This window comes from Leifsonia sp. NPDC056824 (genome assembly GCF_042789575.1).
Classification (GTDB): domain Bacteria; phylum Actinomycetota; class Actinomycetes; order Actinomycetales; family Microbacteriaceae; genus Leifsonia.
Genome location: NZ_JBHUAV010000001.1, coordinates 193,554 through 211,928, shown reverse-complemented (window position 1 = coordinate 211,928; position 18,375 = coordinate 193,554). Strand labels below are relative to the sequence as shown.

Genomic DNA, 18,375 nt, shown 5'->3' with positions numbered 1-18,375 from the left:
CCCAATCCGACCACCGCCCCGGTTTCGAATAGCCAACGCCGAGTTCAGTGTCGAGTCCACGGTCGCCCGTCGCTGCGCCGACGACCGTTGTGCATCCTTTTGAAGGCCGTGGTCTGAAAGGAGAGATCGTGGACATCAAGAACACCGGCGGCGGACGACGCGCCGGTTTGATCGGTTCACTGGTGATCGGCGCCGTCGTGGCGTCGTTGTCGATCGCTACCGCCGCCTTCGCAGCAGGAGGTTCGGCCGTGCAGCCGGTGTCCTCTGCGAGGACCCCGGCGTGGACGAACGGCGAGACGGTGACCGTGCAGTATGCGCAGAACTTCTTCTGCGACTCGAGCGTGGCATCCAGCGCGCCGAGCGCGTGCGAGGTCGGGACGGACGCGAACCACGGACCCGTCGCGAACGCCGACAGGTCGACGCTGTACGTCCTCGTCCCGCTGTTCAGCAACCCTGTTCCCGCTCCGATGTGCGCTGTCGCATCGTGCCCGAACCACCCGCTGAACATCGACCTGTCCCGGATCGCCGGCGCGCTCGGCGCATCGCCGAACGCCGTCGCCGACGTGGCGCTGCCCGCGCACAGCCACATCCTCGACGGACCGGCCGGCGGCTGGTGGGACGTCAAGGTCGTCGCGGTGACCAACCAGGCGGCGTGGGCGAAGCTCGCGGCCGGCAAGTCCGAAGCGGTGATGAACAGCCTGATCGCCGATCCGTCGAGTGGTGTGCTCGGCCCGATCCCGACCAACCTCTACCTGTTCTTCAACGTCATCGGACAGCGGTAGGGAGGGGCATCATGTCCATCCACGTCGCCCAGCCGCGACCCTGGAGCGTCACCGTCCCGCGCGAGGCGATCGCCCTCGCGTCCGGCGGTCTCGCGCTCGCGCTCATGGTGGCGGGCGGGGCCCTGCCGTGGCTGGTCCTGTTCCACGGGCTCACCGTCGTCCGCGGGTTCGCGCTCGACGGCGGGCTCCTGGGCGGCGTCACGCTGGTCGTGGTCGCCCTGCTCGTGGTCATGGCGCGGAACGGGAGCGCACGCGTGCTGCGACCGGTCGCGGTCCTCGGGGCCTCCCTGGTGATCGTCGACAGCCTCTACAGCGGGCTGCGGATCGCGTCGTACGCGGCTGCCCCCGGACCGGCCGGTGCTCTTACCGCGCCGGTCCCCGGGGTGGGACCGTCCGTGTTCGTGCTTGCGGGTGGTGCGCTGCTGGTCGCCGCGATCAGCACGCCTGCCGCCGCAGGACGGGTCGGCCTCCTCGTCGGTCTGCGGGCGACGCTCACCGTCTCGCTCATCGTGGCGGGGACCATCCACCTGCTCCTCACGCCGGAGCACCTCGGTGCCTCGGTGCTGCTCGGGACGGGGTTCCTGCTCGCCGGAGTGGCGCAGCTCGCCCTGGCCGGCGGCATCCTGTTCCTGCCGGAGCGATCGCAGTGGCTGGTCCTTTACGGGACCGTCGTCGTGAATGTCGCACTGATCGGCATCTACGCGTATGCGGTGCTGGTGGGTCTCCCGCTGGAGGCCGGGCACGCGGAGGATGCCGTCGGTCTGACGATCGGGCGAGGGGAACCGGTGGACGTCAAGGGCGGCCTGGACCTGCTGGCCGAGGTCGCTGCTGTCGTGCTGGCCGTGATCATCGTGTCCCGGGCCGGCGCGGTGTCCCGGGTCCGAAAAGCCTGAGAGCGAGCCTCGGCGCCCGGACCGTACAGTCCGGGCGCCGAGGTGCGACGAGCTGGGGTCAGCGCCCCAGGGTGCCGCTGGTGCCGTTGAGGCCCTTGAGGGCGTCGCTGACGGCGCTGTTGACCGAGTCGGTCACGGATGCGCCGAGGTTGCTCAGCGAGGTTCCGGTCGTGTTGCCGGAGCCGACCGGAGCCGAGACGCCGGTGCCGTTGCCGGCGGAGGTGTTGTCGCCCGAGCCGACCGGGGTGGTGTTCCCGCTGGCGACCGGGGTCGAGTCGTTGCTGCCGACGGAGTTGCCGTTCGCCTGGTTGCCGCTGGCGACCGGGTCGCCGCTGGCAACCGGGCCGACAGTGTTGCCGCTGGCGATGCCGCTCGCGACGGGACCCTGGACGACGGGGCCGACCATGACCGGAGCGGAGACGCTGTGCAGGATGTCCGACACGCTCAGGTAGTCGAGCGTGTGCGGCGCCACGGCCGTGGTCGTGGTGGGCGCGGTGTCGGTGTTGTTGCTCGTCTCCGCGTTCGCCGGAAGGGCGAGACCTCCCACAATCAGACCGGAGGCGACGACAGCCGCTCCACCGAGGATCCCGACGCGCTTGGTGACGTTGTTCATTCCGAACTCCCTTGCGTTGTGCGACCGGAATGGTTCCGGCCGTCAGGAGTGTTCCGGAGGCATCCGGGAATCGGATTGGAATGGTGTGCCCTGTTGGAGGGGTGGGAAGGCGGGCACCGTCCTTCCACGGAGCCTCATCGCGGGCTTCTCCACACCGAACCAGGATGCAGCGGCGACGAGGAACGTGAGCGGTATCGCGATCGACGCGAAGAGGGGCACGCCGAGCCGGTACAGTCCTGCGGATGCGAGGACCTGCTGGATGGGGAAGGCGTAGATGTACGTGCCGTAGGAGATGTCGTTCTGGAGTCGGAGTGCGCGGACGCGCAGGAGCGCCCCCGCGCTGATGAGCAGGTACGCGAGCGGCAGTGCGGCGGCGACCCGGTAGTCCGGCAGCAGGGATGCCGCGGCGATGATCGCGGCCACGATGACCAGGTCGACGGCGCGGGTGGGGAGCCGGTGACGAAGTTGGTGGATGAGGGCGCCGGCCGCGAACATGAGCCCGAACCTGGACCCGTCCACGAGGTAGTAGTTGTGCACCAGACGCGTGTCCGCGAGGACCGATACGGTCAGGCAGGCGCCGAAGATGATCGGGATGGTGGCCCGGTACCTCAGGACCCGCGTGAGCCCGAGAGCGAGGACGCCGAGGTAGCAGAGGAACTCCCAGGAGAGCGTCCACAGGCTGCCGTTCCAGACGCCGGGGTAGGGCACGCCGGTGGGTGTGCCGCTGATGCCGTATTCGTTGATCTTCAGCAGCGCATTCTTCCCCACGTACAGCGCCGCATCGACCGGGTACCCGTCGGGAAGGTCCTGCCCGGCGAGGGAGATCCCCAGCGGCGCGATGATCGCGGCGGTGACGATGAGACACATCCAGAACGCGGGGAGGATGCGCAAGCACCGGGCCTTCACATAGGGCCACCAGCGTGGGCGACGCATCCAGGAAGACACGATGAGGAACCCACTGATCGCGAAGAACCCGTCGACACCACCCTCCCCGAGCAATTGCGCGACAGCCGGCACGGGCCGGGAGGCGCCCGTGAGCGGGACGGAGTGCCAGACGATCACGGAGACGGCGAGGAGCAGGCGGATGGCGTTGAGCGCGTTCAGCTTCGGGTCGAATGCGGTTGAAAGAAATGATTCCCCGTGTTCACCTCGGAGCCCCTGGCGGGTTTCCTGAGAATGACTCATGTATGCGAGGGTAGGGCATCCTGTCCACCCTTCTTCCCCCCAGTCTGGGGGTGCGGGCTTCCGTGCCAGCCGGCGTCTTCTGAAGTGGGCCCCGTGGGCCCGAACCCCGCTCGGCTTGCCCGCTGGGACACGATCGCTCGTGAAAATCCGCGGAATTCCTCGGGTTCTGAACACAGAAGAGCACTGTCGTCACAGGAGAACTCACTCAAGTGTGGGCACGGAGCGCGAGTCGCCCCTCTAAGAGGACGGTCAGACCGGGCCGCACGTTCGCGGCGATCATCACAGCTCGTGTCCGTCGTGTCCGTGCTCAGCTTGATCAGGACGTTCGGCATGCCGAACCTGCCACCAGGTTCCGAGCGCGGCGACGATGACGAGGGCGACGGCTGCGAAATAATCTCCAGCGACCAAACAGGCAACAAAAGCGATCGCTGAAATTATCAGCGCAAGTCGCAGTTGGCCTTTGCTGATTCGCACCACGCGTTCATCCTAGAGCGCACTGAGGTCGGACCATCCTTTGCTGTGCACGGAGCGGCCTGTCATCGTGACCTTCTGGATTGCGCGGTGGCGCATCAGTAGTGGTAGCGAGCCTGCAGGATGATCACGTACGCGTCATCGACGAGATACACAAGTCGATTCGCTTCATCGATGCGTCGTGACCACGCACCAGCGAGTGCGTGCTTCAGCGGCTCCGGTTTGCCGACGCCCTCGAATGGATCGTCTCGCAGGATGTCTTCGATCAGGAGGTTGATCCGCTTGAGCGTGCGCCGGTCCTGGCCTTGCCAATAGAGGTAGTCCTCCCAGCCGCCGGCGGTCCAGGCGAGCTTGCGGTCACTCACCGGTCAGGTCGTGCTCGGTGACGTTTCCCGCGCGTGCGCTCTCGATGGCGTCGATGAGGCGTCGTGCGTTCTTGGGGGAGCGCAGCAGGTAGGTGGTCTCGAGCAGTGAGTCGTACTCGTCCTTCGACATCAGCACAGCCGAGCCGCGTTTGGACGTGATCTCGACCTCGGTCTGGTCGAGGTTGACGCGTTCGATGAGGCCGAACAGGTCGCTGCGAGCTTCGCTTGCTGTGATGGCCATGATTCCTCCAAGTGGTACAAGATATCGTACCACTTGCTGACGAGAGTCGCCGAGGCTTCAGGTCTCGCAGCTATCCGGTGGAACGCTGGTCGGCGGGTGAGACATGTCCCAGTGCAGTGAGCATCCGAACGCACTCTGAGGCGTTGCGTGACTTCGACAGAAACAGAGGCCACCCGCCCGCAAAGCGGAGAAGGTGGAACGAGAGAATTACGGGGTCCACGGTTGTCCGGCAGATGACCTTCACGGACGGGACGGCCCGCAGTTGATATTGCCCAACCCGCGTCGATGATTCTTCGACGCGCTCGATCATGTCGATCGGAACTGCGACTCTCCTTCGATAGTTCGTACTTCCGTCACACAGCTGGATACCAGTTGGGTCGACCACGAGTGTCTGGGTGCCGCGCGAGGGAAACCGCACCCGAATCCCGTCGAGCCGACGAACGAGGTGGTGAAGTCCCTTCGATAGCTCGGGGTCGTTCGCGACCTCCGCGATGTATGCCGCGGGAAAGGCCTGCCGCAATGAGCGAGTTCGACGTCGAATGCGAACCTTTGAGGCCATCAGAACGGCAAGATGATGAGCGCGACAACGCCCAAGGCCCAGAGGAGGGTGGACACCACGAACCACATGTCCATCCGGACCTCTGTAGCGATCCGAACTTCAAAGCGGTCGAGACTGTCATCGCCGCGACGAACACGATCGCCCCGGCAAGGGGAAGCCAATTCGCCCGACCAGTTCGGGCAGCTGTCGGCGCGTCGGTCATGTCAACTCCTCGTCGCTTAGTGTGATCGAGGTTGTCGATCACGATGACCCGACCCGTCTCGTTCTCGGCCCACTGATCGAGCAGAGTCAGCTGTGCATCAATAGCGAGCCGCCGATGATCATCCCAATGCAGACCACAACCATGATCCACGGAGGCACTATCGACCTCGGCTTGCCTTGTGCCTCTCGGCGATCGGCGACCTTGCGGTCGAATTTGCGGGCCCAGGGCATCACCAAGGCCCATGCGACGCACACGGCGATGATGACAAGTCCATCGAGAACCACAGACAGATCCACTCAGCCGTCCTTGCCCACTCGTGGTCGCCCAGGGCGACCAATTCTCCTCAACTGAGCACGGGCGGTGTAGCAGCTCGCCTTTCAGGCTCCAGCAGAAAACTTAGCGGCTAGATCTGCATGCAGCGGAGTCAAACCTAAGGTGGGCCCCGTGGGGCTCGAACCCACGACCCGCGGATTAAAAGTCCGATGCTCTACCGACTGAGCTAGAGGCCCTCGCCCTCTAATCTAGCGTGGATTCCACACCTCCCCGTGCCGGGGCAGAATGGGGGCATGCCGGACCGCTATCACAAGCCAACGCTGTTTCCCGGGGGGATGTTCGAGGCCTTTCTCGGTGGGGACGATCCCGCGCAGATCAGTAAAGTCGCCCACGAGACCGCCCAGGCGCTGCTCGCGCGCGTTCGCGAGGAGCCCGATCCGGAGATCGTGGACCGGCTCGTCGCGTACACCGACGAGCACGGCATCGACGCGATCGCCGAGTTGTGGGCGCGGTCCAACCCGAAGAGCCTGCCGGGGGCCCTGTGGCGGATCTACCTGCTGCGGCTGCTGATCCGGCAGGACGCCGAGGGGACCGCGCTGCTGTACCAGCGGGGCACGGAGGTCATCGCCACCATCGACCCTGTGGTCGCCGGCGCGCCGACGCCGGCGGGGCCGGGGGAGGTGACGGAGCTCGCCGATCGCATCCTGCGCGGGGTGTTCGAGGGTGACTTCGCGGTCGCGCTCGACCGGGCGGCCGCGTTCTGCCGGGTGACGGCGGCGGGATGCGTCTCGGTGGCCGACGACCGGGACGCGCTCGACCCCGAGCGGGCGAGCGAGCTGACCACGCGCGCCCTGCGTTTCACCCGCACGGCCGAGGAGCTGACGACCTGCGCCCGGCTGTGGCGCACCGACTCGCTCGACTGAGCGGAGGCGACCGGAGACGAACACAGACCGCCTCCGTATTCCCGTCCACCGTTCTCTCCCTGCGAACGCCACGCCGTGAAGCCGGCTACGGCCTCCTGTATGCTTGACGAAGCCGGACCGCAGTAACCCCGGGCTCCAATACTTGCCGCTTCGAGCGGCCTCGCGCCGAGAGGCGTTCTGCGGTCCGGCTCTTTCATGCCGTGGTGACCACGCTCACCGCCGGGGAAGGGTTACAGTCGAAGGCGTCAGCGGCCCAGACGAGCGGAGATCGAAGAGTGGACGACGCCCCCGTGGTGGAGCAGCTCGACGACCTGCTGTTGCGTGTCGCTGAGGGCGACCAGCGCGCGTTCTCCGACTTCTACGACCACACGGCCTCCCGCGTGCTCGGCCTCATCCGGCGGCTCCTGATTGACGCGGCGCAGTCCGAGGAGGTCGCTCAGGAGGTCTTCCTGGAGGCGTGGCAATCCGCTCGGCGCTTCGATCCGAATAAGGGCAGAGCGCTCACCTGGCTCCTCACGATGGCGCACAGGAGGGCGATCGACCGTATCCGTGCGTCGCAGGCGTCGCACGACCGTGACACCGCGGTGGGTATCAGAGACCTGCCGACGGCGTTCGATGTGGTGGCGGAAACGGTGGAGGTCCGGGTCGAGCATGAGCGAGTGGAGGTGGCGATGGAGAAGTTGAGCGAGGTGCAACGCCAAGCCGTCACGCTCGCCTACTTCGGCGGGCTCACTCAGAGCGAGCTCGCGGCCGAGCTCGGCATCCCCCTCGGCACAGCAAAAACCCGATTGCGGGATGCGATGATACGCCTGCGCGACGAACTGGGGGTGACACAATGACCGACGACAACCGCGACGCGATGGACCCCGCGCGCCTCGGCGCCCGCCTCGGTGCGGACGACGCCCAGGAGGCGCGCGACTTCGAGGACATCGCCGCCCAGCTCGGCCTCGCCGCCGAGCCGGTGGAACCGCCCGCGGCGATGAAGGCGGCGCTCTTCGCGCGGCTCGCGGAGACGCCGCAGCTCGCAGCGGACGAGGCGACGGCCGCCGGCGTGGAGACCGCGCGACCGATCGTGCCCGCATCCACCGCGCCCGAGCCGCGGCCGACCGCGCAGACCCCTGCCGAGGCCCGCGCCGCCCGACGCTGGTTCCAGCGCCCCGGCGCGATCCTCGCCTCGGCCGCAGCCGCCGTCGTCCTCTTCATCGCCGGCGCCTTCGTCGGCGTCAGCCTGGGAGGCAACGACACCTACCAGCAGCAGCAGTCCTCCGCCCTGGCCGCCCTGAACGCCGCCCCGGACACCCAGCGCAGCACCGCCCCCATCACCGGCGGCGGCACGGCGACGCTCGTCTGGTCGGCCCGGCTCGGCCAGTCCGCGATCGTCGCCACCGACCTCCCGCAGCTCGCCGGCGGCAAGACCTACGAGCTCTGGTACATCCGCGACGGCGCCGCCACCGCGGCAGGCACGATGGACTCCGCCGGGCACGTCGCGACCTGGCGCGTCCTCACCGGCACGATGACGCCGGGCGACACCATCGGAATGACCGTCGAGCCCAGTGGAGGCTCGAAGCAGCCGACGACGAAACCGATCGTCGCCATCAACTCCTGAGCCGGGCGCCGGCAACCAGGTGAGACGCAGCGAGGCCCACGGGACATCCCGTGGGCCTCGCTCATTTCCGTGCGCGGATCAACCGAAGCGGCCGGAGACGTAGTCCTCGGTGGCCTGCTGGGTGGGGTTCGAGAAGATCATGTTGGTGTCGTTGTACTCGATGAGCTTGCCCGGCTTGCCCGTGCCCGCGATGTTGAAGAACGCGGTGCGGTCGGAGACGCGCGAGGCCTGCTGCATGTTGTGGGTGACGATCACGATCGTGTAGTCGTTCTTGAGCTCCTCGATCAGGTCCTCGATCGCGAGGGTGGAGATCGGGTCGAGGGCCGAGCACGGCTCGTCCATCAGGAGCACGTCGGGGGAGACCGCGATGGCGCGCGCGATGCACAGGCGCTGCTGCTGTCCGCCCGAGAGTCCCGACCCGGGGAGGGCCAGGCGGTCCTTGACCTCGTTCCAGAGGTTGGCGCCCTGGAGCGACTTCTCAACCAGGTCGTCCGACTCGCTCTTCGACATGCGCCGGTTGTTGAGCTTGACGCCGGCGAGCACGTTGTCGCGGATGCTCATGGTCGGGAACGGATTGGGGCGCTGGAAGACCATGCCCACCTGGCGGCGCACGAGCACGGGGTCGACGCCCGTGCCGTACAGGTTGTTGCCGTCGATCAGGACCTCGCCGTCGACGTACGCGCCGGGGATGACTTCGTGCATGCGGTTCAGCGTGCGGAGGAAGGTCGACTTGCCGCAGCCGGACGGGCCGATGAACGCGGTCACCGTCCGCGGCTCGATGGTGAGGGACACGCCCTCCACGGCGAGGAACTTGCTGTAGTACACGTTGAGGTCGTTGACTTCGATGCGCTTGGACACGTTTTTCCTTGTCTGCGTTCTTCGGGTTGAAGCTGTGGAGTCCGCGGTCAGCGGCCGTACTTGGGGGCGAAGGCCTTCGCGACGATCCGGCCGATCAGGTTCAGGAGCATGACGATGATGATCAGGGCGAGCGCGCCGGTCCAGGCCCGGTCGATGGAGGCCTGGGCGTGCAGGCCGGCGGCCTGCGTGTACTGGGTGTACACGAACACCGGGAGGGTCATCATCCGGTCGTTGAAGAGGTCGTAGTTCATGCTCGTGGTGAAGCCGGCCACGATCAGCAGCGGCGCGGTCTCGCCGATCACGCGGGCGATGGCGAGCATCACGCCGGTGACGAGTCCCGCGAGCGACGTCGGCAGGACGACCTTCAGCACGGTCAGCCACTTCGGCACGCCCAGGGCGAGGGAGGCCTCGCGCAGCTCGTTGGGGACGATCCGCAGGATCTCCTCGCTCGAGCGCACGACGACGGGGATCATCAGCACCGACAGCGCCACGGCCCCCATGAAGCCGTTGCGGATGGCCGGGCCGAAGAAGAGGGCGAACAGCGCGTAGGCGAACAGGCCGGCGACGATCGAGGGGATGCCGGTCATCACGTCCACGAAGAAGGTGATGCCGCGGGCCAGGACTCCCCGGCCGTACTCGACGAGGTAGATCGAGGTGAGGAGGCCGATCGGCACGGAGATGACCGCCGCCATGAGCGTGATCTCCAGCGTGCCGACGATCGCGTGGAGCGCGCCGCCGCCCTCGCCGATGACGTTGCGCATCGACTCGGAGAAGAAGGTGAGGTCGAAGCGCGCGAGGCCCTGGGCGACGACCGTCCAGCCCAGCGAGATCAGCGGCAGCAGCGCGATGATGAAGGCGGTCGCGACGAGTGAGGTGACCAACCGGTCCTTGGCCTTGCGGTTGCCCTCGACCAGCAGCGACGTGGTGTAGATCGCGACGTCGAACAGCACGGTGCCGAAGAAGATCGCCCCGACGGGGTTGAAGCCCTTGGTCGCACCGCTGGCCGCCAGCATCGCGAACACGGCGATGAGCACGGCCCAGGACCCGACGAGCATCACCCAGGGGGTCCAGCGCGGCAGCTTGCCCGCGGTGTAGGAGTTGGTCAGCGGGCGGGGTGCCGCGGTCGCGGTGGTGGTGGCGGCCATCAGTTCGCTCCAGAGAAGGCCGCACGGCGGCTGACGATGTATCGGGCGAGCATGTTGATCAGCAGGGTCACGACGAACAGCACGAGGCCGGAGGCGATGAGCGCGTTGACGCCGACGCCGGTGGCCTCCGGGAACTGCAGCGCGATGTTCGCCGCGATCGTGTTCGGGCTCTGCGCCTGCAGGACGGCGATCTTGACGAGCAGCGCGGGCGACAGCACCATCGCGATCGCCAGCGTCTCGCCGAGCGCGCGGCCGAGGCCGAGCATCATCGCAGAGACGATGCCGCTTCGGGCGAAGGGGAGGACCGCCATGCGGACCATCTCCCACTTGGTGGCGCCGAGTGCCAACGCGGCCTCCTCGTGCAGGCGCGGGGTCTGCAGGAAGATCTCGCGGCAGATCGCCGTCATGATCGGGATGACCATCACGGCCAGCACGATGGCGGCGGTGAGGATGGTGCGGCCGGTGCCGGAGATCGGCGGCGCGAAGAGCGGGAACCAGCCGAGGTACTGGCCGAGCCAGGCGTAGAAGGGCTGGACGAACGAGGAGAGCGTCGCGATGCCCCACAGACCGAAGACGACCGACGGGACGGCGGCGAGCAGGTCGATGATGTAGCCCAGGGTCTGCGCGACGCGGCGGGGCGCGTAGTGCGAGATGAAGAGGGCGATGCCGATCGACAGCGGAGTCGCGATGATGAGCGCGATGATCGCCGCCCAGATGGTGCCGAAGACGAGCGGCCAGACCCAGGACCAGAAGTTCGTGGCGTTGTTCGGCAGCTCGCCCGCGCCGGCGCCCAGGGCGGGGACGCTCTGGATGACGAGGAAGAGCGCGACGGCGGCGAGCGTGGCGAGGATCAGGGACCCGGCCACGATGGTCGCTGTGGAGAAGACGCGGTCGCCGAGGCGGACTTTCGCCTTCGGCCTGATGGCTCCTGCGGTTCCGGCGGTCATTCGTCGCTTTCTCTCATCGGGTCCCTTGCGGGGTGAGTGTGATGCGCCGCTCGGCCTGGACCGGGGTTCGGTCCAGGCCGAGCGGCCGGGGTGCTACTTGATGCTGGCGACAGCCTTGCTGACCTTGGAGGACAGGTCGCTCGAGAGCGGAGCCGAGCCGGCCTGGTCGGCCGCGGCCTTCTGCGCGTCGCTGCTGATGATGTAGTCGACGTAGCCCTTGACCAGGTCCGCCTTGGCGGCGTCCTTGTACTGCTGGCAGGCGACCACGTAGGAGACCAGGACGAGCGGCCAGGCGCCCTTGCTGGTGTCCTTGCGGTTGATCTGGATGGCCAGGTCGTTGGTGGCGCGGCCCGAGGCGATCGGGGAGGCGGCGACGACCTTGGCCGCGCCGTCCGCGCTGATCTTCTCGTAGTTGTCGCCGACCTTGAGCTGGGCGATGGACAGACCGGCCGAGCCCGACTCGTCGATGTAGGTGATCGAGTTCTTCGCGTTCTTGGTGGCGTCCGCGACACCCGAGGTGCCCTTGGCGGCGTCACCGACCTGGAACGGGAAGGTCTGCGCGGCGGGAGCGGTCCACACGGTGGGAGCGTTCGCCGAGAGGTACTCGGTGAAGTTCTGCGTGGTGCCCGAGTCGTCCGAGCGGTGCACGACGGTGATCGGCGCGGACGGGAGCGTGGCGCCCGAGTTCTGCGACTTGATCTTCGCGTCGTCCCAGGTGGTGATCTTGCCCGAGAAGATGCCGGCGATCGTGTCGGCGTCGAGCTTGAGGTCCTTCACGCCGTCGACGTTGTACGCGATGGCGATCGGGGAGATGTAGACGGGGAGGTCGATGCCCTTGGCGCCCGCGGCGCAGCCGGCGAACGTGCCTGCGAGCTCCTCGGTCTTGAGCGCCGCGTCGGAGCCGGCGAAGTCCGCCGCGCCCGAGATGAAGCTCTTGCGGCCGGCGCCCGAGCCCTGCGGGTCGTAGTTGACGGTGACCTTCGGGTTGGCCTGCTGGAAGCCGGCGGCCCAGACGGTCTGCGCGGCGCCCTGGGCGGACGAACCGATGCCGTTCAGCGTGCCGGAGAGGTTCGACGGCTTGGCCGTGGTGGTCGCCGGGGTGCTGCCCTCGTTCGACGCACAGGCGGTGAGGGAGATGGCGGCGGCGGCGAGGAGTGCCACGGGAACGCCAAGACGCTTCAGTTTCACAGTTGTCCCTTCCGGGGATCAGTAACAACAGGACGGGGTCGGTGCGACCCGCGTGAGACGCTATTCCCGGTGTCTGACCAGAGTCCCCCGCAGTGGTAAACGGAAGGTAAACAAGGGTTGGCTAGCTGGTGAGTCCGCCCAGTGGCCCCGCGGGGTGTACAGGTCAGTCCACGACGGTGACCGGCGTGCCCAGCGGCAGCGCGTCGACGGCCGCGATCCCGTCGCCGCCCATCCGGATGCAGCCGTGGGAGACCGCTCCGGACGCCACATCCTGGTAGTGGATGCCGATCAGTCCGCCGTCGGACCCGCCGTACGGCTCGTCCGCGGCCGTCGCGTGCAGCGAGGTGAGCTGGATGCGGTGCGTCGACTGGTCCTGCGCGGGATCGAGGTAGCGCGCTTGCAGGTAACCGGTCGTCCCGGTCGGTGTGGGGGTCTCGGCGGTCCCCACGCCGACGGGGAAGGTCTGCTCCGTCTTCCCGTTCGCGTCGGTGATCGTGAGCGTCTGCGCCGACACGGACACGACGATGCGGTGGGGGAGCGGGACGGCCGCTCGGAGCGCCGAGGTGGGCAGCCAGGCGGCAGTCTGGGCGGGCGCGGTGGCGCCGTCGCCGGCCTGCGAGGGCAGGAGCTGTCGGCTGGCCGTCAGCACCATCGACCAGGCGCCTTTCGTCGCGACGGGGACGACGACCGTCGGCTTGCCGAGGAAGTCCGTGGCGGGGATGCGCGCGACGGCGGTGCTGAAGTCGGCGCCGTAGACGGGGGTGTCGAACGCGACCGTGGACGCGTGGGTGATCCGGGGATCGGCGGGGGCGGCGAGGAGGCCGGGGATGACCGCGTCGTACACCGCGGCCGGGAGGGCGGCGATGGCCGACGGCGTCAGCCCGGGCGGGAGCGCGGGTCCGGTGGCCTCGGGGGTCCGGGAGGAGGTCGGGGTGGTGGTCGCGGCGGGCGTGCCGGGGGAGCACGCGGACAGGGCGACGACGGTGAGGAGTGCGGCTCCGGCCGCGGCGAGGATGCGTTTCATGCTGTGCTCCGACGAGAGGAATGGGCTCCGACGAACACAGCGGGGTGGACGCCGACGCGTCCACCCCGCTGCGAGGTTGTGGCGGCTCTCAGCCGCTCACCCGGGGCAGCTTGCCCGTCGTGGTGGTCTCCGGTGCGGGGAGAGGTGCCGGGGCGGACGGCCCGGGGCCGAGGTCGATGGTCTCACCGGTGACGGTGATCGTGATGGAGTTGGCCACGCCCGAAGTCTCGCCCGTCAGGGTGAACCCGATCTCACCGGCTTTGGCGACGCCCTGCGACTGGTAGAGCCCGACCTGGACCGTTCCGCTCCGGTCGGCGACGTACGCGATGGCTGGAACCGGTCCGGTGAATGTGGTCGACAGCGTGACTTCTTCACCGGGGGTGTAGCCCGAGGCGGTGAGCCTGATCCCGACCTCCGGGTTGGTCAGGTCCGCCGTCGAGATGCTCGTGCTGCTCGCGGAGATGCCGCTCGGCGCGCGCACATCAAGCGCAACCAGGTTGGATCTGTCGTAAGGGCTGTATTCGGTACCCATCACGACGACGTCGAAGCCGTCCTGAGGTAGCGGGAGGCTGCCGGTCGGCATGAGGACCGCGTTCGTGAAGGCGCCGGTGGCGTCCGCCGTCACGTCCATCTTGCCGAGGACGATCCCATCCTCGGTGGAGTGCACGGTGATGTTGACGGTGGCGCCGGCCGTGTAGCCGGAACCTGACACGTCGAGACCGGTTCCCCAGTCGCCGGCGGTGAAGGTCGAGTTCACGAGTGTGATTTCGGGCGTGGCGGCGTTCGCCGGCGCGGCGATGAAGAGTCCGCCGATGACGGTGGCCGCCGCCGCGGCGCTGAGCGCCAGGCGCGTGCGCGTGGTTGAGAGCATGTTTTCCCTTGGTTGTACGGCCGTCCAGAGTGGGACGACCGTGCCAATCTAGCGTCTCACCCTGAAAAACTTCCAACAAACATCAGTATTTCAACCGAGAGAACTCCACCGACGGCGCATACGTCTCGATCGAGACGATGCCCACGAAGGCCGGGCTCCGACGACAAAGCGGGGTGGACGCCGAACGCGTCCACCCCGCGATGAGGTTGTGGCGGCGCTCAGCCGCTCACGCGGGGCAGCTTGCCCGTGGTGGTGGTCTCCGGCGTGGGGACGGGCAGCGGAGCGAGCGGACCGGGGCCGGCAACGATGTCGTCACCGGTGACGGTGATCGTGATGGAGTTGGCCACGCCCGAGCTCTCGCCCGTGAGGGTGAACTCGATCTGTCCGGCCTCGGCCGTGCCCTGCGCGAGGAAGAGCGCAGCGTCGACGCTTCCGCTGCGGTCGGCCTCGAAGGTCATGGCCGGAAGTGTCTCGCCGTTGTAGACGGTCGACAGCGTGACGGTCTCACCGGGGGTGTATCCTGCCGCGGTGATCCTGATCCCGGCGTCCCGGTTGGTCAGATCCTCCGTCGAGATCGTCGTGGTGTTCGCAGAGATGCCCTTGGGTGCGCGCACGTCGAGCATGATCGTGTTGGAGGTGTCGCCGTCCGTCGAGGTGGCGTTCACGACGACATCCTCGCCGTCCGCGGGCAGCGGGAGGCTGGCGGTCGGCGTGAAGACCTCGTTCGCGAACGCGCCGGTGGCGTCCGCCGTGACGTCCTGCTGGCCGAGGACGGTCCCGCCGTCGGTGTAGCTCACTGTGATGGTGACGGTGGTGTCGGCTGTGAAGCCGGAACCCGACACGTCGAGACCGGTTCCCCAGTCGCCGGCGGTGAACGTCGAGTTCGCGAGCGTGATGTCGCCGGTGGCGGCGTTGGCCGGCGCGGCGACGAAGAGTCCGCCGATGACGGCGGCAGCGGCTGCGGCGCCGAGCGTCAGGCGCGTGCGAGTGGTAGAGAGCATGCTTCCCCTTGGTTGGTACGGCCATCCCGACTGGGGCGGCGGTGCCAATCTAGCGCCTGACCCTGAAAGATCTCAAATAAACATCAGTATTTCACTGAGTTCACTCCACGGCGGGCGCATACGTCTCGATGGAGACGATGCCCGACGATGGGTTGGTCGCCGAGAGGTGCACGACCGAGAACCCACCGGTGTCGAGGTCGGCGGCGTCGGTGAGGTAGCCGCCCGGCATCGTGCCGGTGGCCAGCGCGATCTCGCGCAGGATCTCGGGCAGGACCGGTCCGTGGCTGCAGAGCACGGCGGTCTTGCGCGAGCGCACGCGCTTGCCGATGATCGTGCGGACGTCGCCGTCGCCGTCCTCGTAGGCGTCCTGGCTGATGCCGGGCTCGCGGCGGGGCTTGACCCCGGTCGCGGCGGCGAGCGGCGCGACCGTCGCGACGCAGCGCACGGCGTCGCTGGTGACGATGCGCCGCGGCTGCCACGCGAGCAGGCTCGGCACAGCGCCGGCCGCCTGCTTGACACCGCGCTCGGTGAGCGGGCGGGAGGCGTCGGAGCCGGCCCACGCGCCGCGCGGCTCCGCCTTGCCATGGCGCAGGGCGATGAGCGCGAACGTCGAGGTGACGCCCTGACGCACCAGGGACTCGAACGCGTCGATGATCTCCACGTCGCGCTCGTAGGTGAGGTAGCTGCGCGCCTTCTTCAGCGTGACCCACTCGATGGCCGCGATCTCGGTGTTCGGGACGAACGTCGAGCGCTCGATCGCGTGGTCGACGACCTCCGCCGCCCAGTAGTGGACGATCTTCTCCCGCCCCGAGGTCAGCGGGTACGCCGAGATGCCGAGCGGGACGCCGAGCGTCACGGCGAGCCCGGTCTCCTCCAGGATCTCGCGCACGGCCGTCTGCGGGAGCGTCTCTCCCGGGTCGACCTTGCCCTTCGGGATGGTCACGTCGCCGTATTTGGTGCGGTGCACGACGAGCACCACGATCTTGTCGTCCACGACGCGCCAGCAGAGGGCGCCCGCGGCGTAGACGGCGAGGCTCACCGCCTCGAACCCGTGCGGGACGAACGCGGGCGGTGCGCGGCCTGCTGCTGCAGCTTGGTCTGGAGGTCGGTGAGCGGTGCGCCGTTCTCGTCCAGGTGGTGCCGGGTCCAGACGCCGTCCTCGGCGAGCGTCCACGCCGCGGTGCGCTCGTCGAACGCGAGATCGAACAGGCGGCCGAGCTCGGCCAGGTGCTCGGGGTCGGCCAGGCGCACCAGCGCCTCCACCCGGCGGTCGAGGTTGCGGTGCATCATGTCGGCGCTGCCGATGTAGACGTGCGGGTCGCCGTCGTTCACGAACGAGAACACGCGCGAGTGCTCCAGGTACCGGCCGAGCACCGAGCGCACCCGGATGTTCTCGGAGAGCCCCTCGCGCCCCGGCACCAGGCCGCAGATGCCGCGGACCCAGAGCTCGACCGGCACGCCGGCCTGGCTGGCGCGGTAGAGCGCGTCGATGATCGCCTCGTCCACGATGGAGTTGAGCTTGATGCGGATGCCGGACGCCTTGCCCGCCGCCGCGTTGGCCGCCTCGGTGTCGATGCGCTTGAGCAGCCCCTTGCGGAGGTGCAGCGGCGCGACCAGGAGGCGCTTGAACTTCTTCTCGATGGCGTAGCCCGACAGCTCGTTGAAAAGCCGGGTGAGGTCTTTGCCCACCTGGTCGTCGGCGGTCAGCAGGCCGAGGTCCTCGTAGATGCGGGACGTCTTGGGGTTGTAGTTGCCCGTGCCGATGTGGCTGTAGTGCTTGAGGACGCCCTTCTCCTCGCGGATGACCAGCGCCAGCTTGCAGTGCGTCTTCAGCCCGACGAGGCCGTAGACGACGTGCACGCCGGCCTTCTCGAGCTTGCGCGCCCAGGAGATGTTGTTCTGCTCGTCGAAGCGCGCCTTGATCTCGACCAGCGCCAGCACCTGCTTGCCGGCCTCCGCCGCGTCGATGAGGGCCTCGACGATCGGGCTGTCGCCCGAGGTGCGGTACAGCGTCTGCTTGATGGCGAGGACGTGCGGGTCGGCGGCGGCCTGCTCCAGGAAGGCCTGAACACTGGTCGCGAACGACTCGTACGGGTGGTGCAGCAGGATGTCCTGGCGCGCGACCGCCGCGAAGACGTCCGGCTTGGCGTTCGGCTCGCTCGGCATGAGCTGCGGCGCCGTCGTCGGAACGTGGTTGGGGTAGTGCAGGTCGGGCCGGTCGATCCGGGAGATGTCGAAGAGGCCGCCCAGGTCGAGCGGCGCGGGGAGGCGGTAGACCTCCTGCTCGGTGACGTCGAGCTCGCGCACCAGCAGGCCGAGCGTGACGTCGTCCATGTCGTCCGTGACCTCGAGCCGGATGGGCGGGCCGAACCGGCGGCGCAGCAGCTCGCGCTCCAGAGCCTGGATGAGGTTCTCGGTCTCGTCCTCGTCGATCTCGACGTCCTCGTTGCGCGTCACGCGGAAGACGTGGTGGTCGAGGATCTCCATGCCGGGGAAGAGGTCGCCGAGGTGGTTGGCGATCAGGTCCTCCAGACGCAGGAAGCGCACCTGGCCGAGGCCCTCGCGCGCATCGATGCGCACGAAGCGCGGCAGCATCTGCGGCACCTTGAGCCTGGCGAACTGCTCCTTGCCCGTGCGCGAGTTGCGCACGCGGATCGAGAGGTTGAGCGACAGCCCGGAGATATAGGGGAACGGGTGCGCGGGATCGACCGCGAGCGGCATGAGCACGGGGAAGATCTGCTGCGAGAACACCTCGCGCATCTGCACCTTGTCGGCGTCGTCGAGCTCGTCCCACGACGAGACCGTGATGCCGGCGGACTCCAGGGTGGGCACCAGCTCGCGGTAGGCCTTCGCGTGCCGCACCTGCAGCTCGTGAGCCTTCAACGAGATGTCGGCGAGGACGTCCTGCGGCGCGCGGCCGACGTTCGTCGGCACCGCCAGACCGGTGGCGATGCGGCGTTTGAGCCCGGCGACCCTGACCATGAAGAACTCGTCGAGGTTGCTGGCGAAGATCGCGAGGAAGTTGGCGCGCTCCAGCACCGGCAGCAGCGGGTCCTCCGCGAGCTCGAGCACCCGCTGGTTGAACGCCAGCCAGCTCACCTCGCGGTCGAGGTAGCGGTTGTCGGGGAGGGTCGGGTCCGGCTCGTAGATGAAGGGCGCGAAGTCGTCGTCGAAGTCGCTGCCCATGCTGCCGCTCAGCCCGTTGTCGAGTAGGCCGTTCTCCAGTGC

The 18,375-nt window shown here is 68.1% G+C and carries 20 protein-coding genes and 1 tRNA gene; 5 read left to right on the top strand and 16 right to left on the bottom strand.

Going from position 1 to position 18,375, the window contains the following annotated elements; all coding sequences use genetic code 11:
* Nucleotides 1-128 precede the first annotated feature (128 nt).
* Both ACFRFH_RS01120 and ACFRFH_RS01115 read left to right on the top strand, forming a co-directional pair.
* On the top strand, nt 129-782 hold the full coding sequence (locus ACFRFH_RS01120) for a hypothetical protein (protein ID WP_382461188.1): 654 nt from the start codon (nt 129-131) through the stop codon (nt 780-782).
* 11 nt (nt 783-793) lie between these two features.
* Nucleotides 794-1,675, top strand: a complete 882-nt coding sequence (locus ACFRFH_RS01115) for a hypothetical protein (protein WP_382461187.1) — start codon at nt 794-796, stop codon at nt 1,673-1,675.
* A gap of 58 nt (nt 1,676-1,733) precedes the next feature.
* On the opposite strand, the gene ACFRFH_RS01110 is transcribed toward ACFRFH_RS01115, so the two are convergent.
* From ACFRFH_RS01110 to ACFRFH_RS01080, 7 genes are all read right to left on the bottom strand, one after another.
* Nucleotides 1,734-2,288 carry a hypothetical protein gene (locus ACFRFH_RS01110; protein ID WP_382461186.1) on the bottom strand — a complete coding sequence of 185 codons (555 nt, stop codon included), beginning with the start codon at nt 2,286-2,288 and terminating at the stop codon, nt 1,734-1,736.
* Between the two features lie 42 nt (nt 2,289-2,330).
* Nucleotides 2,331-3,473: an acyltransferase family protein gene (locus ACFRFH_RS01105; RefSeq protein ID WP_382461185.1), complete on the bottom strand. Its 1,143-nt coding sequence runs from the start codon at nt 3,471-3,473 to the stop codon at nt 2,331-2,333.
* A 279-nt stretch (nt 3,474-3,752) separates the two neighbouring features.
* Entirely contained in the window at nt 3,753-3,950 is a 198-nt protein-coding gene (locus ACFRFH_RS01100; protein WP_382461184.1) for a hypothetical protein, read from the bottom strand.
* 92 nt (nt 3,951-4,042) lie between these two features.
* On the bottom strand, nt 4,043-4,309 hold the full coding sequence (locus ACFRFH_RS01095) for a Txe/YoeB family addiction module toxin (RefSeq protein WP_382461183.1): 267 nt from the start codon (nt 4,307-4,309) through the stop codon (nt 4,043-4,045).
* Nucleotides 4,302-4,550: a type II toxin-antitoxin system Phd/YefM family antitoxin gene (locus ACFRFH_RS01090; protein WP_382461182.1), complete on the bottom strand. Its 249-nt coding sequence runs from the start codon at nt 4,548-4,550 to the stop codon at nt 4,302-4,304. Before ACFRFH_RS01090 ends, ACFRFH_RS01095 begins: the two co-directional genes overlap by 8 nt.
* An 847-nt stretch (nt 4,551-5,397) precedes the next feature.
* The gene (locus ACFRFH_RS01085) at nt 5,398-5,607 is read right to left on the bottom strand and encodes a hypothetical protein (protein ID WP_382461181.1); all 210 of its coding nucleotides are present in this window, start codon (nt 5,605-5,607) and stop codon (nt 5,398-5,400) included.
* Nucleotides 5,608-5,747: 140 nt separating this feature from the next.
* Nucleotides 5,748-5,820: transfer RNA gene (locus tag ACFRFH_RS01080), tRNA-Lys, on the bottom strand.
* A gap of 57 nt (nt 5,821-5,877) precedes the next feature.
* Here ACFRFH_RS01080 and ACFRFH_RS01075 point away from each other — a divergent pair.
* The 3 genes from ACFRFH_RS01075 to ACFRFH_RS01065 all read left to right on the top strand — a co-directional run bounded on the left by ACFRFH_RS01075 (nt 5,878) and on the right by ACFRFH_RS01065 (nt 8,113).
* Nucleotides 5,878-6,507 (top strand): DNA-directed RNA polymerase subunit beta, encoded by a 630-nt coding sequence (locus ACFRFH_RS01075; RefSeq protein WP_382461180.1) that lies wholly within the window; start codon nt 5,878-5,880, stop codon nt 6,505-6,507.
* Nucleotides 6,508-6,782: 275 nt separating this feature from the next.
* The gene (sigK, locus tag ACFRFH_RS01070; RefSeq protein ID WP_382462714.1) at nt 6,783-7,346 is read left to right on the top strand and encodes an ECF RNA polymerase sigma factor SigK; all 564 of its coding nucleotides are present in this window, start codon (nt 6,783-6,785) and stop codon (nt 7,344-7,346) included.
* Nucleotides 7,343-8,113, top strand: coding sequence for an anti-sigma factor domain-containing protein (locus tag ACFRFH_RS01065; protein ID WP_382461179.1), 771 nt, complete (start codon nt 7,343-7,345; stop codon nt 8,111-8,113). Before sigK ends, ACFRFH_RS01065 begins: the two co-directional genes overlap by 4 nt.
* A gap of 78 nt (nt 8,114-8,191) precedes the next feature.
* On the opposite strand, the gene pstB is transcribed toward ACFRFH_RS01065, so the two are convergent.
* From pstB to ACFRFH_RS01020, 9 genes are all read right to left on the bottom strand, one after another.
* Nucleotides 8,192-8,971 carry a phosphate ABC transporter ATP-binding protein PstB gene (gene pstB, locus ACFRFH_RS01060; RefSeq protein WP_382461178.1) on the bottom strand — a complete coding sequence of 260 codons (780 nt, stop codon included), beginning with the start codon at nt 8,969-8,971 and terminating at the stop codon, nt 8,192-8,194.
* A gap of 47 nt (nt 8,972-9,018) precedes the next feature.
* On the bottom strand, nt 9,019-10,116 hold the full coding sequence (pstA, locus tag ACFRFH_RS01055) for a phosphate ABC transporter permease PstA (protein ID WP_382461177.1): 1,098 nt from the start codon (nt 10,114-10,116) through the stop codon (nt 9,019-9,021).
* Nucleotides 10,116-11,063 (bottom strand): phosphate ABC transporter permease subunit PstC, encoded by a 948-nt coding sequence (gene pstC, locus ACFRFH_RS01050; protein WP_382461176.1) that lies wholly within the window; start codon nt 11,061-11,063, stop codon nt 10,116-10,118. Before pstC ends, pstA begins: the two co-directional genes overlap by 1 nt.
* 93 nt (nt 11,064-11,156) lie before the next feature.
* Entirely contained in the window at nt 11,157-12,251 is a 1,095-nt protein-coding gene (gene pstS, locus ACFRFH_RS01045) for a phosphate ABC transporter substrate-binding protein PstS (protein ID WP_382461175.1), read from the bottom strand.
* 163 nt (nt 12,252-12,414) lie between these two features.
* Nucleotides 12,415-13,275, bottom strand: a complete 861-nt coding sequence (locus ACFRFH_RS01040) for a L,D-transpeptidase (RefSeq protein WP_382461174.1) — start codon at nt 13,273-13,275, stop codon at nt 12,415-12,417.
* An 88-nt stretch (nt 13,276-13,363) separates the two neighbouring features.
* Nucleotides 13,364-14,146, bottom strand: a complete 783-nt coding sequence (locus ACFRFH_RS01035) for a hypothetical protein (protein WP_382461173.1) — start codon at nt 14,144-14,146, stop codon at nt 13,364-13,366.
* Between the two features lie 218 nt (nt 14,147-14,364).
* Entirely contained in the window at nt 14,365-15,147 is a 783-nt protein-coding gene (locus ACFRFH_RS01030; RefSeq protein WP_382461172.1) for a hypothetical protein, read from the bottom strand.
* A gap of 100 nt (nt 15,148-15,247) precedes the next feature.
* Complete coding sequence (locus ACFRFH_RS01025) at nt 15,248-16,186, bottom strand: NUDIX domain-containing protein (protein WP_382461171.1); 939 nt, start codon at nt 16,184-16,186, stop codon at nt 15,248-15,250.
* Nucleotides 16,183-18,333: an RNA degradosome polyphosphate kinase gene (locus ACFRFH_RS01020; RefSeq protein WP_382462713.1), complete on the bottom strand. Its 2,151-nt coding sequence runs from the start codon at nt 18,331-18,333 to the stop codon at nt 16,183-16,185. The genes ACFRFH_RS01025 and ACFRFH_RS01020 overlap by 4 nt, the downstream gene beginning before the upstream one ends.
* Between the last annotated feature and the right edge of the window lie 42 nt (nt 18,334-18,375).

Coding starts and splice junctions, on each gene's coding strand:
- ACFRFH_RS01090 (WP_382461182.1), bottom strand. CDS start 4,550: ATGGCCATCACAGCAAGCGAAGCTCGCAGCGACCTGTTCGGCCTCATC.
- ACFRFH_RS01065 (WP_382461179.1), top strand. CDS start 7,343: ATGACCGACGACAACCGCGACGCGATGGACCCCGCGCGCCTCGGCGCC.
- pstA (WP_382461177.1), bottom strand. CDS start 10,116: ATGGCCGCCACCACCACCGCGACCGCGGCACCCCGCCCGCTGACCAAC.
- ACFRFH_RS01110 (WP_382461186.1), bottom strand. CDS start 2,288: ATGAACAACGTCACCAAGCGCGTCGGGATCCTCGGTGGAGCGGCTGTC.
- ACFRFH_RS01035 (WP_382461173.1), bottom strand. CDS start 14,146: ATGCTCTCAACCACGCGCACGCGCCTGGCGCTCAGCGCCGCGGCGGCG.
- ACFRFH_RS01030 (WP_382461172.1), bottom strand. CDS start 15,147: ATGCTCTCTACCACTCGCACGCGCCTGACGCTCGGCGCCGCAGCCGCT.
- pstC (WP_382461176.1), bottom strand. CDS start 11,063: ATGACCGCCGGAACCGCAGGAGCCATCAGGCCGAAGGCGAAAGTCCGC.
- ACFRFH_RS01115 (WP_382461187.1), top strand. CDS start 794: ATGTCCATCCACGTCGCCCAGCCGCGACCCTGGAGCGTCACCGTCCCG.
- ACFRFH_RS01105 (WP_382461185.1), bottom strand. CDS start 3,473: ATGAGTCATTCTCAGGAAACCCGCCAGGGGCTCCGAGGTGAACACGGG.
- ACFRFH_RS01020 (WP_382462713.1), bottom strand. CDS start 18,333: ATGGGCAGCGACTTCGACGACGACTTCGCGCCCTTCATCTACGAGCCG.
- ACFRFH_RS01040 (WP_382461174.1), bottom strand. CDS start 13,275: ATGAAACGCATCCTCGCCGCGGCCGGAGCCGCACTCCTCACCGTCGTC.
- ACFRFH_RS01075 (WP_382461180.1), top strand. CDS start 5,878: ATGCCGGACCGCTATCACAAGCCAACGCTGTTTCCCGGGGGGATGTTC.